We start from the raw sequence: 16,138 nt of genomic DNA, 5'->3' as shown, positions 1-16,138 counted from the left end.
GCCGATGGAGCGCGAGGCTCCGACAGCATCGCTTATTTCCACCAATACTCGACCTGCAATCCGACGTTCGAGCCGTGTCGCGCGGTGCCGAAGGCGCCGGTGTCGGATAACGCCGAACCTGCAGCCAGTTCATTGGCCGCCCGTTTGGCTGCCTCGTTCCAGCTGGCATAGGTGTAATACAGACGCACCTCGGGACGCGCCCAGAATTCCGGGCCCTTGGGTGACCAGGTCGGAGCGACGGTGAACTTGCTCAGTTTGCGCGTGCCGCCTGTGGCCTCGACCTGATCGTGGCCCAGCTCGGTCACCAGTTTGATTTGCTCGGTAATCGCATAGGCTGGGCGAATCCCGAGGGAAATCCAGTTCTGGTCTGCGCCGTCGGGGCGAATGTCCTTCTGATAGACCGCCTCGACCTGCCCGCCGAAACGCGGTGTCACTTGCCAGTCGAAGAACTCCACCAACCGGTAGCTTTTGCTGCTGTCGTCCAGCTTCACGTTACCGGTATAGCCCAGCCCGGTGCCGGGGCCTTCGCCGTACTGAAAGGCCAGTTTGTTCTTGCCGCCCAGAAAGCCCTTCTGCACATGCTGGGTGGTGATCGCCCAACCACGATGAGCGTCACGGCTATCGGGTTTGTCGATGTAGCTCAGTCCGAATTCCAGTTCACCGCCCAGGTTGGTATTGAAGCCGGCGACGTTGAAATCGTGACGGTTGATGTAGTCCTTCTGGTACAGGTTGTCCTTGCGCGAGAAGGCGTAGCTGTACTTCAGATCACCGATCAGCACATCTTCGATACCGCCACCGGTGGCGCTCTGGTTCCAGTAGTAGAAGTCGGAAATGTGGATATCGTTGCGTTTGTAGTAACGCCGACCGGCCCACAACGAGCCGCCATTGAGGCTGGGCATGTTCGACCATTGCGCGTACATCTGCGGCATGCGCACCGAGCCGTTGTCACCGTTGAACGTCAGGTCCTTGTCGTACTGGTTATACAGCGATGCCATGCCGTCGACGCTGAGCACCGAACCATCGTCCAGGGTGTACAGATCCTGGCGCAATTCAAGTTCGGCGTACTGCTCACATTCGTTACCCAAGCGGTATTTGGTCTGCGCTCCCGGCAGCTGGAAACACTGCTGTTTACCGTTGTTGACCGAGGTCCCGACGCCGCTGCGCAAGTAACCGGCGAATTCCAGCGCCTGGGCTGACAGTGGTAATGCCAGGCACACGCCCGCCGCTACAAGGCTGCGATTTATTGTTATTTTCAAGAGCCACCCCATTATTTTTATTGTGTGATGCAGCAAAACCGGCGCGCAAAAATCCCCCGCGCAGTGTTCTGCGTGCTGTTTGAAACAGTGTTTTTAAATGTTGCTCAGGTGCAGGACGAACGACTCATAGGGCCGTAGAAACACCTGTCGATTTCGTGGCGGACAGTCCGGGTAATTGCTGATCACCACACGTTGCGCCATCGCTTTGCTGATCACCTCTGGTGGCAGTTCGACTTCGCATGGCGTGCCATAGAAATTGTTCAGCACCAGCAAACGCTCGCCATCGCCTTCACGCACATACGCCCAGATTTGCGGGTGTTCAGGCAACAATTGCCGGTACACGCCGTCGGACATCAACGTTTCCCTGCGGCGCAGGGCAATCAGTTGACGATAGTGATGCAGTACCGAATCCGGATCGTCGAGTTGGTTGGCGACATTGATTTGCGCCGCGTTGGCGGGCACGCCGATCCAGGGTTCGCCAACGCTGAAACCGGCGTTCGGCTCGGCGTTCCAGTGCATGGGCGTGCGACCGTTGTCCCGGGACTTCTGCATGATCGCCGCCATGTTGTCGGCGTCGCTTGCACCAGCCTCACGCTTGAGCCGGAAGATGTTCAGGGTTTCGACATCACGGTACTGATCGATGTGATCGAACCCCGGATTGGTCATGCCCAGTTCTTCGCCCTGATATACGAACGGCGTGCCCTGCAAGAAATGCAGTGCAGTGCCGAGCATCTTCGCCGACACCACCCGATGCTCGCCCTCATGACCAAAGCGCGAGACCACCCGTGGCTGGTCGTGGTTACACCAGAACAGCGCGTTCCAGCCACCGCCGGCCTGCATGCCGGTCTGCCAGTCGGAGAGGATGCGCTTGAGCTCGAGGAAATCGAAATCAGCGCGGATCCACTTCTGCAGGTTCGGGTAATCAACCTTCAAGTGATGAAAGTTGAAGGTCATCGACAGCTCTTTCGACTCCGGCCGCGAGTAACGAATGCAGTGTTCCAGACTGGTGGACGACATCTCGCCGACGTTGATCAGGTCATGACCTTCGAACACTTCGCGGTGCATCTGCTGCAAGTACTCGTGGACGTTCGGGCCATCGGTGTAAAAGCGTCGACCGTCAGTGTTGTCCTCAGGGAAATCCGCCGGTTTGGAAATCAGGTTGATCACATCCAGACGGAAACCGCCCACGCCTTTGTCGCGCCAGAACCGCATCATCTTGAAGACTTCAGCGCGCACCTTGGGGTTGTCCCAGTTCAGGTCGGCCTGCGTGTGGTCGAACAAGTGCAGGTAGTACTGACCGGTCTGGGCTTCGTACTCCCAGGCTGAACCGCCGAACTTGGACTCCCAATTGTTCGGCTGGTCGCGCCAGATGTAGAAATCGCGATAAGGGTTATCGAGGCTGCTGCGGGCCTGCTGGAACCAGGTGTGTTCGATCGAGGTGTGGTTGACCACGATATCGAGCATCAACTTGATCCCGCGTTTGCCGGCCTCGGCGATCAACAACTCGCAGTCGGCCATGGTTCCGTAGCTCGGGTCGATGGCGTAGTAATCGCTGATGTCGTAGCCGTTGTCGCGTTGGGGCGAACGCAGGAATGGTGTGATCCACAGGCAATCGACACCCAGCCAGTGCAGGTAATCGAGCTTGGCCACGACGCCGAGCAAATCCCCCGTGGGGTTGCCGGCGTGGCTGTGAAAACTCTTCGGGTAGATCTGGTAGATCACCGAACGTTGCCAGTCTTGCATGGCGGGGTTCCTTCAGTAAGTTTTGTACTGGCCATTTTTTGTGGCGAGGGGGCTTGTCGGAACGCCGCATCGCCCCGTTCGGTCGCGCGGCGGCCCTGAAAATCTGCAACGTCATTGCATCAGGGCACACCGCATTTGCAGGTTCTACGACTGCTGCGCAGCCGAACGGGGGCAAGCCCCCTCGCCACAGCGATCTATCAGGCGACCCGATACCCGGGCCGGACAATCTTCATGCTCAACCCGCAGGTCAAAACAAACGGCACGACCATGGCAATCACCATCCCGACCACGAACATCGGGATGAACTGCGGGATGATCGAGATGAAACCGGGCAAGCCACCGACGCCGATTGCCGAAGCCTGGACCTTGTTCAGCGACAGGAAGATGCAGCCCAGGGCCGAACCGATCAGGGCGGCATAGAACGGAAACTTGTAGCGCAGGTTGACCCCGAACATCGCCGGTTCGGTGATGCCGAAGTAGGCAGAAATTGCCGAGGTCGAGGCCATGCTTTTGTCCCGCACACTGCGGGTCATGTAGAACACCGCCAGTGCCGCGCTGCCTTGGGCGAGGTTGGACATGACGATCATCGGCCAGATGAAGGTACCGCCCTGGGTGGAGATCAGTTGCAAGTCGACCGCGAGAAACATGTGGTGCATGCCGGTGATCACCAGTGGTGCGTAGAGCAGACCGAAAATCGCGCCACCGACCATGGGCGCCAGGTCGAACAGAGTGACGACGCCTTCGGTGATGAGAATCCCCAGATGCCGGGTCACCGGGCCGATCACGGCCAGTGCCAGCACGCCGGTGACCACGATGGTGGTGATCGGCACCACCAGCAATTGCACCGCGTTCGGCACCCGCGCCCGCAACCATTTTTCGATGACGCTCATCACGTAGGCCGCCAGCAGGATCGGCAGGATCTGCCCCTGATAGCCGACCTTTTCGATCTGGAACAAACCTAGGATGTCGAAGTACGGCAGGCTCTGGCCGTCGAGACCTGCGACTGCCTTGCCGTAGTTCCAGGCGTTGAGCAGGTCCGGATGCACCAGCATCAGGCCGAGCACGATGCCAAGGATTTCGCTGCCACCAAACCGCTTGGCCGCCGACCAGCCCACCAGCGCCGGCAGGAATACAAACGAGGTGTTGGCCATCAGGTTGATCAGGCTCCAGAGCCCGTCAAGTTTCGGGTAGGCGTCCAGCAGGGTCCGGCCTTCGATGAACATGCCCTTGGCGCCAATCAGGTTGTTGATGCCCATCAACAGCCCCGCAATGATCAACGCCGGCAGGATCGGCATGAACACGTCGGAGAACACCCGCACCAGACGCTGCATGGCGTTTATCTTGTCGGCGCTTTTTTGTTTAACGTCGGCGATGGTTGCAGCCGCCAGACCGGTTTGACGGCGCAGTTCGGCGTACACCTTTTCAACTTCGCCGGGGCCGATGACCACCTGGAACAGCCCACCGGTGAAGAACGAACCTTTCACAAGATCAATCTGATTCAGCGTTGCGCTGTCGACCAGGCTCGGGTCCTTGAGGGCCAGGCGCAGGCGTGTGACGCAGTGCGCGGCCTGCTCGAGGTTGTCGCTGCCACCGAGGCTTTGCAGCAGCTCGCTGGCGATGTTCGGATAATCGTGGCTCATGCTTTTCTTCCGCTGTAGTTTTTTGTTTTTGGCAGCACGCCGAAGCGAAAAGTACTCGTCTGTACGAGTTAAAGCAACAACTCGTACAGACGAGTTTGATTTTGTTTATCCTGAACCCGACAAACGGCGATTTTTCCTACCTCCGAAGTCAAAGAAACCTAAACCCGCATGGACAAACCCCTACCCTGCCCTTAAGGTTCAAAACCTTGAGCACAGCGCGGCACAGAGCCATCCCCATGAGTAAATACAACCAGATCTACAGCGATCTGCTTGCCAGCATCACCACCGAACGTCTGGAACGCGGCGCCCGGTTGCCTTCCGAAACCGAATTGATGGACAGCTACCAGGCCAGTCGCGGCACCGTGCGCAAGGCCATCGAGCAATTGCAGGAGCGCGGTTTCGCCCAGAAAGTCCACGGCAAAGGCACCTTCGTGCTGTCGACCAACCCGATCGAATTCCAGCTGGGCGGCATCGTCAGCTTCCAGGAGACTTACCCGCGTCTGGGCAACGACGTCAGCACCGAGGTAGTCGAGTTCACACAAATCCCCCTCGAAGGCCCGCTGCTCGACCACATCAAGGCAGAAGAAGGCAGCCTGATCACGCGGATCAAGCGTGTACGGCGGATTGACGGCAAACGGGTGATCCTCGACATCAACCATTTCGTCAGCGACGTGATTCCCGGCCTGACCCGCGACATTGCCGAGCAATCGATCTACGCCTTCATCGAACAGACCCTGCAACTGCAAATCGCTTACGCCCAACGCACCATCGAAGCGGTGCCCCGGAGCAAGGATGACCAACAACACCTGGACCTCGACGGCCAGAGCCATGTGATCGTGGTCAGTAACCAGACCTTCCTGCAGGACGGCCGCCAGTTCGAGTACACCGAATCGCGGCATACCCTCGACAAGTTCTACTTTTCGGATGTGGCACGGCGCTGACCCTACACGTTGCGGAATCGTGTTTGTACATAACTATGTAGTGCACTTCCCTTGAGCAAATGGGCAATCCTCTCAGCCCATTTCTCAAGGAGCGAGAACATGCCTACCGATCAAACAACTGAAACGCTGCCCGATACCGCAGACAAACAACACCTTCTGACCATCGCGCCCGTCATCGTGACTGCCTGTCCCGATTTGCACGAAGAAGCCCATGTGATGGCCACCGAAATCCTGAAAAAACACGGCATTACCGGCCTGGACCCGGATCAGGTCTGGTGGCATCGCTTTGGCAATGTCACGGCCAGCAGCACCCAGACCTTCCTGGGCTGGGAGCATTACCCTAAACCCAGTCAGTCAATGACTCTGACGCAGCTGGTGATTCATCGGTACTACGTCACGGATCAGGACTATTTCGATCAGCTGGACTGTTACGGCGGGTTTTACACCGCCGACGCAACCGCCAGCATCTACAACGAAACCAACGAAGTCCGGATGTACCCCAGCGCGGTGCTCAAGGATTTCTGGCACGAGACCTTCAGCGACCGTTATCGGGACAAGCTGAACGCCTACTGGAGCGCGCATTTCGATGACTACCGGACCCTGGCGAAATGCAATTATCTGAGTAAAGCCGTCGAGGCACGGGAAAACGGTACGCTGCAGGAGGAAGAATTTCAGACCGTCATCCGGGCCGTCGCCGCTGACAAATGCTGGCCGATCTCCCTGGAGACCTTGCGTGCGCAAACCTCTGCACCAACCGATCTGCGGGTGTGCGCCCTGGACGTCGCCGGGCATGTCGCCACGGATATTCTGCGTATCGATGACGGTAGCGGACGGCAAATCACCTATGTCCCGGGGGCCACAGAAGCGTTCCACGTGCACCCGACGTTGACGGACATGCATTGGTGGATCCTGCTGCAAATGAATGATGACGCGCGTTATACCGAATTCATGACCCACTTCCCGCTGTCGGTGCGTCAGGAGATCCACGACAACATTACGCCCCTGATGAACCAGTTGGTGGGCACGTGGGGCAAATACGATCACCATCTGATCAATCAAAAAAACATCACCATCAGCGGTGACGCGTTTTCCTGGTTGAGCCGTAATGTGCAGAGCGCAATGTCGCAAGAGGCCGATCTGTCTCTGGTGACCAACGGACAACTGCGTAAAGGCATGTGGCTGAGTTACCTGAGCGCCGGCCTGCACGTCTTCGGGCCGCTGGCGCTGCTCGGCTGGCCGATTGCACTGCCGGTGATTGGCGCCAGCATCGCTTCAATGGGCTTGAACATCGACAAGGCCGTGAACGGCAAAACGGTGGCGGAGCGCAAGGCCGGCGTAAAAGGCGCCGTACTGGCTGGCATTAACCTTCTGTTCAACCTTCCGCTGCTCAAGGAGGTCGATGTTCTGGAGGAAGTCGGCGCTTCGGCCGAGGCCGCCGAAGCCGCCGAAATGGCCAGGCTGCGGGAGACCAACAATCCTGCCGAACCGATCGGTACGCAAGAACAGGAGTTGTCCGACGGTTCAGAGCGCGCAACCACTCAACTTCCAGAGTTCATCCCCCTGAAACCGGCACCGGCACAGAACCTTGAAGTACCGGAGCACTGGCAAAGCAACGAGATTCTGGAAAGCGAGGCACCACTTGCCACCAGCGGCAAGTTCCAGGGCATCTACTCGCTCAACTCCACCCCCTCGACTGCCATCATGATGAACGACGCAGCCTATTACGTGCGTTACGAAACCGACATCAATGGCGGTGGCACCTGGGCCATCATCGACCCGGCAAACCCTCACGCGTCCTCAGGATCGATACCCGTGCGTTTGAACGCCGATGGCGAGTGGGAGTTGACGCCCAAATCCGGTTTGAAGGGTGGTGGCAAAGACGACCTCGCCGCTGTTCCGGGTCCTTCTCGCTTTCCCGACCATGTCCGACCACCGGAAGCACTTCGCGTGCCCTCGACGAAGTACGACACCTCCAATGGGCGGTCGCTCAACTTCCTGGGGCTAGGTAAGAAAGAAACGCACATAAAAATAATCAACCTTCCCAACGGACGCATACAAGGGGTGACACCCTATGAAGAGTTCGTCGCGGGACATCGCACAGCTCTATTGAGAGATGCTCGTGCTTTCTTCTCCAAAGAAAACTTTTTTGCCTCATTACCGGCACGTCCGGTACAGCCCGTCATCACGCCGTCGATGACTGTCCCGGAACTCATTCAGGAAATATTCGATGCTTCGCCGGGGTTGGTGATTGGAGAAAGCCAAGATCGTATTGCCAGCATGCGGTTCCTTATCGAGAACATGCAGACGTTGGCCAGGCAAGGCGTCAAGACGATCTATATGCATCGCTTGCTCAATGACTTCAATCAAATGGACCTGAATATTTTCGGCAGAAGCGCAACGATGGACGGCATGCTCGAAAAGTATTTGAAACAGTTACAAAGCGATCCCGCCGGGCAGTTCACCCCTCTTGAAGTCGTCAAGGCGGCCCGCGAGAACGGTATCCGGATCCAGGCGACCGACTGTCTGGCAAGTTACCGATATCCAGAATCGTCCTTGATTGATGTTCAGGAACAATCCATTAAAAACTACCTCACCACCACGATCATGCGTGCCAATGAAGCGCTTGGCAGATCAGGTAAATGGGTCGTGCTGACGGGACAGGAAAACACCAATACCTTTAGAAGCATTGCCGGCCTCAGTGAAATGAATGGCGGTATCGGTTTGCGTATTGAGGAAGTGCTTCCCGAGCGTAGCCTGCATATAGAGATAGACCACGGCATAGAGGTGGGCCGCAATGCCAGCCCGCCCCCCGTTAACTATCATGGAGACTTCGACACCTTGTATGCCGATATCAGCCTGCAAGTACCGATGCCCATGCTGCAACGAACCCCGGACGAAATCGCTCAACTGCTGTTCCGCCAGGGAATGTTCACTTTCAAGGAATCTGACGGAACCTGGACATTGATCCATCGCAGCAGAACCGGCCTGATCACAGAGACTCTGGTTGAACGAACGGCCGATGGGCAATACCTGGTCAATCGCCCCGCCTGGACTGACATCCATCAAAAACCTTACCCCAACCTGATCAGCCTTTCCCACGCGCTCACCGGCATGGGCATGAAACTCGAAGGACGCTTGCCAGTGTAGAAAAACACCGCACCGTGAAACGCGAAAGGCCCCGTGAACTCACATTCACGGGGCCTTTCGGTTGTTACCGACGATCAGTCAGACCGGGATCACTCCCACTCGATCGTCGCTGGCGGCTTGCTCGACACGTCATAGGTGACGCGGGAGATGCCTTCGATTTCGTTGATGATCCGGCCGCTGACAGTTTCCAGCAGTTCATAAGGCAGGTGTGCCCAACGCGCGGTCATGAAGTCGATGGTTTCCACGGCACGCAGGGCAACGACCCAGGCGTAACGACGGCCATCGCCGACCACGCCAACCGATTTCACCGGCTGGAACACCACGAAGGCCTGGCTGACTTTGTGGTACCAGTCGGCCTTGCGCAGTTCTTCGATGAAGATGTGGTCGGCGCGACGCAGCAGGTCGGCGTATTCCTTCTTCACTTCACCGAGGATCCGCACGCCCAGGCCCGGGCCCGGGAACGGGTGACGGTAGACCATGTCGTACGGCAGGCCGAGTTCCAGGCCCAGACGACGCACTTCGTCCTTGAACAGCTCGCGCAGCGGTTCAACCAGCTTGAGGTTCATTTCTTCCGGCAGGCCGCCCACGTTGTGGTGCGACTTGATCACGTGCGCCTTGCCGCTTTTCGCGCCAGCCGACTCGATCACGTCCGGGTAGATGGTGCCTTGGGCCAGGTACTTGATGTTGTCCAGTTTGCAGGATTCGGCATCGAACACGTCGATGAAGGTACGACCGATGATCTTGCGCTTCTTCTCCGGATCCGACTCACCCGCCAGGTTACCGAGGAACTGATCTTCGGCGTTGGCGCGGATCACTTTGACACCCATGTTCTCGGCGAACATGGCCATCACTTGCTCGCCTTCGTGCAGACGCAGCAGGCCGTTGTCGACGAACACGCAGGTCAGCTGATCGCCAATGGCCTTGTGCAGCAGCGCGGCAACTACCGAGGAGTCCACGCCGCCGGACAGGCCAAGCAGTACGTTGTCGGTGCCGACCTGGGCACGGACCTGGGCGATGGCGTCTTCGGCAATCTTCGATGGCGTCCACAGGGCTTCACAGCCGCAGATGTCGAGGATGAAGCGCGACAGGATGCGACCGCCCTGCTTGGTGTGGGTCACTTCCGGGTGGAACTGCACGCCGTAGTAGGCACGGTCATCGTTGAACATGCCGGCGATCGGGCAGCTCGGGGTGCTGGCCAGGATGTGGAAGTCTTCCGGCATCTTGGTGACCTTGTCACCGTGGCTCATCCATACGTCGAGGCCGAACAGGCCATCGGCGTCGATATGGTCTTCGATGCCGTCGAGCAGGCGGCTCTTGCCGACCACATCGACACGGGCGTAACCGAACTCACGCAGGTCGGAACCTTCAACCTTGCCGCCCAGTTGCTCGGCCATGGTCTGCATGCCGTAGCAGATACCGAAGACTGGCACGCCCAGGTCAAACACCGCTTGTGGGCAGCGAGGGCTGTCGGCTTCGTGCACGGACTCGGGGCCGCCGGCGAGGATCACGCCTTTTGGAGCGAATTCGCGAATGGCGTCCTCGTCCATGTCGAACGGATGCAGTTCGCAGTAAACGCCGATTTCACGCACGCGGCGGGCGATCAGTTGGGTGTACTGGGAACCGAAATCGAGGATCAGGATGCGGTGAGCGTGAATGTCGAGGGCCATGATTCAGTCTCGTCTAAGTAATTCAGAAACAGTCGTGATTCAGAAACAACTCGGGGCTGAATAGAACAGCCCCGGTTGCTTAACGATTTACTTGAAGCCTCAACCTACGCGGTAGTTTGGCGCTTCTTTGGTGATCTGTACGTCGTGGACGTGGGACTCGGCCATACCGGCGCCGGTGATCCGCACGAACTCAGGCTTGGTGCGCATTTCTTCGATGTTGGCGCTGCCGGTGTAGCCCATCGAGGAACGCAGGCCGCCCATCAGTTGATGGATGATGGCGCTCAGGGTGCCCTTGTACGGAACACGCCCTTCGATGCCTTCCGGAACCAGCTTCTCGGCACCCGCGGAGGAGTCCTGGAAGTAACGGTCGGAGGAACCTTGAGCCTGGGACATGGCGCCCAGCGAACCCATGCCGCGATAAGCCTTGTACGAACGGCCCTGGAACAGTTCGATCTCGCCCGGCGCTTCTTCAGTACCGGCGAACATCGAGCCCATCATCACGCAGGAGGCACCGGCCACGATGGCCTTGGACAGGTCACCGGAGAAACGGATGCCGCCGTCGGCGATCAACGGAACGCCGGTGCCTTCAAGGGCGGCGGCAACGTTGGCGATGGCACTGATTTGCGGGACGCCGACACCGGCGACGATACGGGTGGTGCAGATCGAGCCAGGGCCGATACCGACCTTGACTGCGTCAGCGCCAGCTTCGGCCAGGGCCTTGGCGGCAGCGCCGGTGGCGATGTTGCCGCCGATGACCTGCACTTCAGGGAAGTTCTGTTTGACCCAGCGAACGCGGTCGATCACGCCTTTGGAGTGGCCGTGGGCAGTGTCGACCACCACCACGTCAACGCCGGCATGGACCAGGGCAGCTACGCGGTCACCAGTGTCTTTACCGGTGCCGACCGCGGCGCCAACGCGCAGACGACCTTGATCGTCCTTGCTGGCCAGCGGGTAAGCCTTGGCTTTTTCGATATCGTTGACGGTCATCATGCCTTTGAGGGCGAACTTGTCGTCGACGATCAGCACGCGTTCGATGCGGTGTTTGTGCAGCAATTCACGCACATCGTTCTTGTCGGCGCCTTCCTTGACCGTGACCAGACGCTCTTTAGGCGTCATCACTTCACGGACGGAGACGTCCATGCGGTTTTCGAAGCGCACGTCACGGGAAGTGACGATGCCGACCAGGTCGCCATCGTGCAGTACCGGAACACCGGAAATATTGTGCAGACGAGTCAGTTCGAACAGTTCACGCACCGTGGCGTCGGCCTCGATGGTGATCGGGTCCTTGACCACGCCGGCTTCATAACGCTTGACCTTGCGCACTTCGGCAGCTTGCTGCTCGATGGTCATGTTCTTGTGGATGATGCCGATGCCACCTTCCTGAGCCATGGCGATTGCCAGACGGGCTTCAGTAACGGTGTCCATAGCGGCGGAAACCAGTGGAATATTCAGCTCGATGCCACGGGTAAGGCGGGTCTTGAGACTGACTTCGTTAGGAAGCACCTCGGAATAACCGGGCACTAGGAGAATGTCGTCGAATGTCAGAGCTTCTTGGCTGATACGCAGCATCGCGGGGGCTCCCGAGCGGGAAAATGGAAGCGCGCCATTATAGTCAGACACCCCCTCGGGTTCAACGTAAAACTCTGTCTATTATTGGCATTACTGACATACGGAGAAACAACGTCCCCTGAAGGGGACCGACGCAGGCATTTACAGTTCGACCTTGACCCAACTCACGGGCTGATCGAGCCAATCGGCAAACTCATCGATAAAGCTCTGCTTGAACCCGGCTTCGAGCCAGTTATTGAAGATGAACCCCAGGTTGGAAAAGCCGCATTCCTGCAAAAACAGAAAGCCGTTGATGTCGTCTTCATGCCCGCATTCAGGGCAGGTGAAGTTATCGGTGCGTCCCGGCATCCAGTCTTCCAGGCTTTCGAACAGCGCTTCGCCGATTTCCTTGCGGCACTCGGCGCAGCCGGCTTCCTCGAGGAAACCCTTGGCCGGTGTATAGATGCAGCGCTTGGTGATGATTTCCAGGCCATTGATCGGCTCGCCAAACGGCAGCGCTTCAGGGTGCAGGACCACGGCGCGGGCGCCGTCGGCGATGGCGTGGGCCATGCGATTGCCGGTGCGACCACAGGTGGTCAGTTCTTCTTTAATGATGTTCTTGCGCACCAGCCAACGCACGACCGCCCGGGCCCGGGGTTCGTGTACCGGCAGCGTGGAGATTTTCGGGACGATGATGCTTTGCGAGTTCATGGTGCAAGCCTATTGCGTCAAATGGATGCTCTGAGGTGTTCGTCCTGACGCTATCGCGGGCAAGCCCGCTCCCACAAGATCTCGATCGTAAACACATTTGTGCTCACCTGAGGTCTCTGTGGGAGCGGGCTTGCCCGCGATAGCGTCAGAGCGGCCGGCAGCTTAATCCCTGACGAAATCCGGTCAAGTACTCAAATAACGCCCGATCAAGGCAATCCCGCTGGCCAGCACCAGCCAGGTCACCAGCCGCACGAAGGCCTCGCGAGACAATTTCATGGTCAAGTGTCGACCGATCCACAACCCCAGCGCCATCGCCGGCAACAGACACAGCGCCAATACCATCAAGGGTAGCTCGGCATACACACCGGCGATGGCAAACAGGCTCAAACGCACCACGGTGCTGCAACTGATCAGCGCACTCTGGGTGGCCCGGGCCTCGTCCTTCGGCAACCGACTGTTCAAATAGATTGCATATAAAAAGCCGCCACTGCCAAACAGCGCCCCGAACATTCCACCCACCGTGCCCATCGGCACCGCCCACCCGGCGGACAATTGCGCCGGACGGGTTTTAATCCACAGGCTGTAAATCGCATAGGTACTGATAAACAACCCCATCAACAGCAGCAATACATCGGATTTCAGGTTCAGCAGAAAAATCACTCCCAACGTGCAGCCTACCGCCATGCACGGCAGCAGTCGCAGCAGCTCGGACCGCTCAACATTGCGCCGTGAAGGCAGCAAATTGCCGAACGCGGCGACGAAATCCAGCAACACCAGCAACGGCACGATTTTCGACAGCGGCATGAACAGAATCAGAACCGGCCCCGCCACCAGTGCGGTGCCGAAACCGGCGATGCCGAACACGATGTAGGCCAGGGCAACGCCCACCCCGATCACCAGCCAGTCCACTGCCCCCCACGGCCATTGACTCAACAACTCCAGCACATTCATCGACACGGCTTCCTTTTATTCCTGTGATGACTTTAGCCAGCGCCGGGTGTTGCGACTAATATCTTCAAAGTCGCCAACCCATCTCAAAAAGGCATAGCTTGTGCTTTCAATTCGCCAATTGCGTTACTTCGTGGAAATCGCCGAGAGCGGTAGCTTCAGCGCGGCGGCCGAGCGACTGTTCATTGCTCAATCCGCCTTGAGCCGGCAGATCAAGGACATGGAAACCCGCCTGCAAACGCCCTTGTTCGAACGCACGGCACGTCAGCCGCGACTGACAACGGCCGGGGAAGCCTTCCTGCCGCGAGCCAGAAACTTGCTGACCGAACTGACCAAGGCCAGCGAGATGGCCACCCAAGTCGGCCATGGAGAACTGGGTACCTTGCGCCTCAGCCATTCCAGCACCGTACCCATGAGTGGTCGCCTGCTGCGCGGCATCAGCGACTACCTGGATCAGCATGCCGGCGTGTCCATGGACATCGTCAAGCTATCTTCCGAAGCGCAACTTGAAGCACTGGCCGACAATCGACTGGATGTCGGATTGCTGCGCCTGCCGGTGTTGCGCCAACGTGAAGGCGTGCAGATTGCTCCTTTGTACCGCGAACGATTGTTGCTGGCCGTTCCCCCCAACCATCGGCTGGCTGTGGATAAGTCCGCTGCAGGCATCGACTTGGCGCAACTGAAGGATGAGGCGTTTATCTCCATTCCTCATCCGCAGCGTGGCGGGTTGAGTTATCTGTCCGCCGAGCTGTGCATGCGTCAGGGATTCTTCCCGAAAGCGGCACGGGTGGTGTCGCGCAAAACCACACAACTGCAATTGATCCAGGCCGGGTTCGGCATCGCCCTGCTGCCGGAGTCGATGCAGGACATTGCGCCACCCGACATCCACTTCCTGCCCTTGGCCGACCCCGATTGCCACAGCACAGTCGCCCTCGCCTTCCGGCAAGATCCCACCGCGCTGGTCCAGCAATTCGTCGAACACTTCACCCGATTGCCGTAGCAACACCTGTGGGAGCGGGCTTGCTCGCGAAGAGGGCATAACATTCAACATCTTCATTGACTGTTACGCCGCTTTCGCGAGCTAGTCGAATCGCCCACAAGGGATTTACGCTGACTCATGGAGATTGATCGCCGAATGCCTTTAAACTGCGCCCCATGATTAAAGATCCCTTTGCAAGACTCGGCCTGGACCGGGAAGTCCTGACTGTCAGCCAACTCAACGGCCGCGCGCGGGTGTTGCTCGAAGACGTGTTCAGTAATATCTGGGTCGAGGGCGAGATCTCCAACCTCGCCCGCCCGGCGTCCGGCCATGTGTATTTCACCCTCAAGGACAGCGGCGCCCAGGTGCGTTGCGCACTGTTCCGGCAGAACGCCGCGCGGGTTCGCCAGGCGCTGAAGGACGGCCTGGCGGTCAAGGTTCGCGGCAAGGTTTCACTGTTCGAGGGCCGTGGTGACTACCAACTGATTCTCGACACCGTGGAGCCGGCCGGTGACGGCGCGCTGCGTCTGGCCTTCGATGCATTGAAGGAAAAACTCAGCGCCGAAGGCCTGTTCAGTGCCGAGCGAAAAGTGCCGCTGCCAGCGCATCCACAACGCATCGGCATTATCAGCTCGCCCACCGGCGCGGTGATCCGCGACATCATCAGCGTGTTCCGCCGCCGTGCACCGCAGATCCAACTGACGCTGATCCCCACTGCCGTACAAGGCCGCGAAGCCACCGCGCAGATCGTCCGTGCGCTGAAACTGGCGGACGCCCGTGGTTTCGATGCGTTGATCCTGGCCCGTGGCGGCGGCTCGCTGGAAGACCTCTGGTGTTTCAACGAAGAAGCCGTGGCCCGCGCCGTGGACGCCTGCGTGACCCCGATCGTCAGCGCCGTCGGACATGAAACCGACGTGTCGATCAGTGACTTCGTGGCCGACGTTCGCGCGCCCACGCCGTCCGCCGCCGCCGAGCTGCTGGCGCCGGACTCCAGCGATCTGGTGCGTCGGGTCGAAAGCCTGCACCGACGACTGGTGATGCGCATGCGTGACCGCTTGATGCGCGATCGGCTGCGTCTGGAAGGTATCTCTCGCCGCTTGCGCCATCCCGGCGAACGCCTGCGTCAGCAAGCGCAACGCCTGGATGATCTGGACATGCGCCTGCGCCGCGCCTTCGAACGTGGCCTCAATACCCGTCGCGAGCGCTTGATCCGTCTGGAAACCCGCCTCGCCGGGCAACATCCCGGGCGGCAATTGGCGATGCTTCGCCAGCGCCTCGACAGCCTCGCCGAGCGCCTGCCCCGGGCCATGCGCGAAGGGCTTAAATCCCGTCGCCTGCAACTGCAAAGTCAGATGCAGACGCTGCATGTGGTCAGCCCGTTGGCGACCCTCGCCCGGGGCTACAGCATTCTGCTGGACGAGCGCGGCAACGCGATCCGCAGTGCCGCGCAAACCCACACCGGCCAGCGCCTGAAAGCCAAACTCGGCGACGGCGAACTGCAAGTGCGGGTCGAAGACAATCACCTGACGCCCGTCACCCTTTCTTTACTGGATTGATC

Annotated in this window: 11 protein-coding genes; 4 read left to right on the top strand and 7 right to left on the bottom strand. The window is 58.9% G+C overall.

Annotated elements, in window-relative coordinates:
• Positions 1–32: 32 nt before the first annotated feature.
• The 3 genes from PSH64_RS05415 to treP all read right to left on the bottom strand — a co-directional run bounded on the left by PSH64_RS05415 (position 33) and on the right by treP (position 4,639).
• Complete coding sequence (locus PSH64_RS05415; protein WP_305480171.1) at positions 33–1,256, bottom strand: carbohydrate porin; 1,224 nt, start codon at positions 1,254–1,256, stop codon at positions 33–35.
• 93 nt (positions 1,257–1,349) lie between these two features.
• Positions 1,350–2,999, bottom strand: coding sequence for an alpha,alpha-phosphotrehalase (treC, locus tag PSH64_RS05410; protein ID WP_305480170.1), 1,650 nt, complete (start codon positions 2,997–2,999; stop codon positions 1,350–1,352).
• Positions 3,000–3,196: 197 nt separating this feature from the next.
• Positions 3,197–4,639, bottom strand: a complete 1,443-nt coding sequence (gene treP, locus PSH64_RS05405) for a PTS system trehalose-specific EIIBC component (RefSeq protein ID WP_105340242.1) — start codon at positions 4,637–4,639, stop codon at positions 3,197–3,199.
• Positions 4,640–4,875: 236 nt separating this feature from the next.
• Between treP and treR the strand changes: the two genes are divergently transcribed.
• Together treR and PSH64_RS05395 are read left to right on the top strand one after the other, a co-directional pair.
• Positions 4,876–5,580 (top strand): trehalose operon repressor, encoded by a 705-nt coding sequence (treR, locus tag PSH64_RS05400; protein WP_064620099.1) that lies wholly within the window; start codon positions 4,876–4,878, stop codon positions 5,578–5,580.
• Positions 5,581–5,679: 99 nt separating this feature from the next.
• Positions 5,680–8,727, top strand: a complete 3,048-nt coding sequence (locus tag PSH64_RS05395; RefSeq protein ID WP_305480169.1) for a membrane-targeted effector domain-containing toxin — start codon at positions 5,680–5,682, stop codon at positions 8,725–8,727.
• Positions 8,728–8,816: 89 nt separating this feature from the next.
• On the opposite strand, the gene guaA is transcribed toward PSH64_RS05395, so the two are convergent.
• The 4 genes from guaA to PSH64_RS05375 all read right to left on the bottom strand — a co-directional run bounded on the left by guaA (position 8,817) and on the right by PSH64_RS05375 (position 13,604).
• On the bottom strand, positions 8,817–10,394 hold the full coding sequence (gene guaA / locus PSH64_RS05390; RefSeq protein ID WP_105340240.1) for a glutamine-hydrolyzing GMP synthase: 1,578 nt from the start codon (positions 10,392–10,394) through the stop codon (positions 8,817–8,819).
• A gap of 99 nt (positions 10,395–10,493) precedes the next feature.
• Positions 10,494–11,963, bottom strand: coding sequence for an IMP dehydrogenase (gene guaB, locus PSH64_RS05385; protein ID WP_105340239.1), 1,470 nt, complete (start codon positions 11,961–11,963; stop codon positions 10,494–10,496).
• Between the two features lie 141 nt (positions 11,964–12,104).
• A complete protein-coding gene (locus PSH64_RS05380) occupies positions 12,105–12,653 on the bottom strand; it encodes a sugar ABC transporter ATPase (protein ID WP_305480168.1) in 549 nt (182 codons plus the stop codon).
• 183 nt (positions 12,654–12,836) lie between these two features.
• Entirely contained in the window at positions 12,837–13,604 is a 768-nt protein-coding gene (locus PSH64_RS05375) for a sulfite exporter TauE/SafE family protein (RefSeq protein ID WP_105340237.1), read from the bottom strand.
• Between the two features lie 100 nt (positions 13,605–13,704).
• Here PSH64_RS05375 and PSH64_RS05370 point away from each other — a divergent pair, with 100 nt between their 5' ends.
• Both PSH64_RS05370 and xseA read left to right on the top strand, forming a co-directional pair.
• Complete coding sequence (locus PSH64_RS05370; protein WP_305480167.1) at positions 13,705–14,601, top strand: LysR family transcriptional regulator; 897 nt, start codon at positions 13,705–13,707, stop codon at positions 14,599–14,601.
• 155 nt (positions 14,602–14,756) lie between these two features.
• A complete protein-coding gene (gene xseA, locus PSH64_RS05365; protein WP_305480166.1) occupies positions 14,757–16,136 on the top strand; it encodes an exodeoxyribonuclease VII large subunit in 1,380 nt (459 codons plus the stop codon).
• Positions 16,137–16,138 lie beyond the last annotated feature (2 nt).

Origin of the sequence: Pseudomonas sp. FP1742, assembly GCF_030687145.1 — a bacterium.
Taxonomy (GTDB): Bacteria; Pseudomonadota; Gammaproteobacteria; order Pseudomonadales; family Pseudomonadaceae; genus Aquipseudomonas; species Aquipseudomonas frederiksbergensis_D.
Note: the sequence above shows the minus strand (reverse complement) of the source record. Positions and strands in the feature narration are given on the sequence as shown.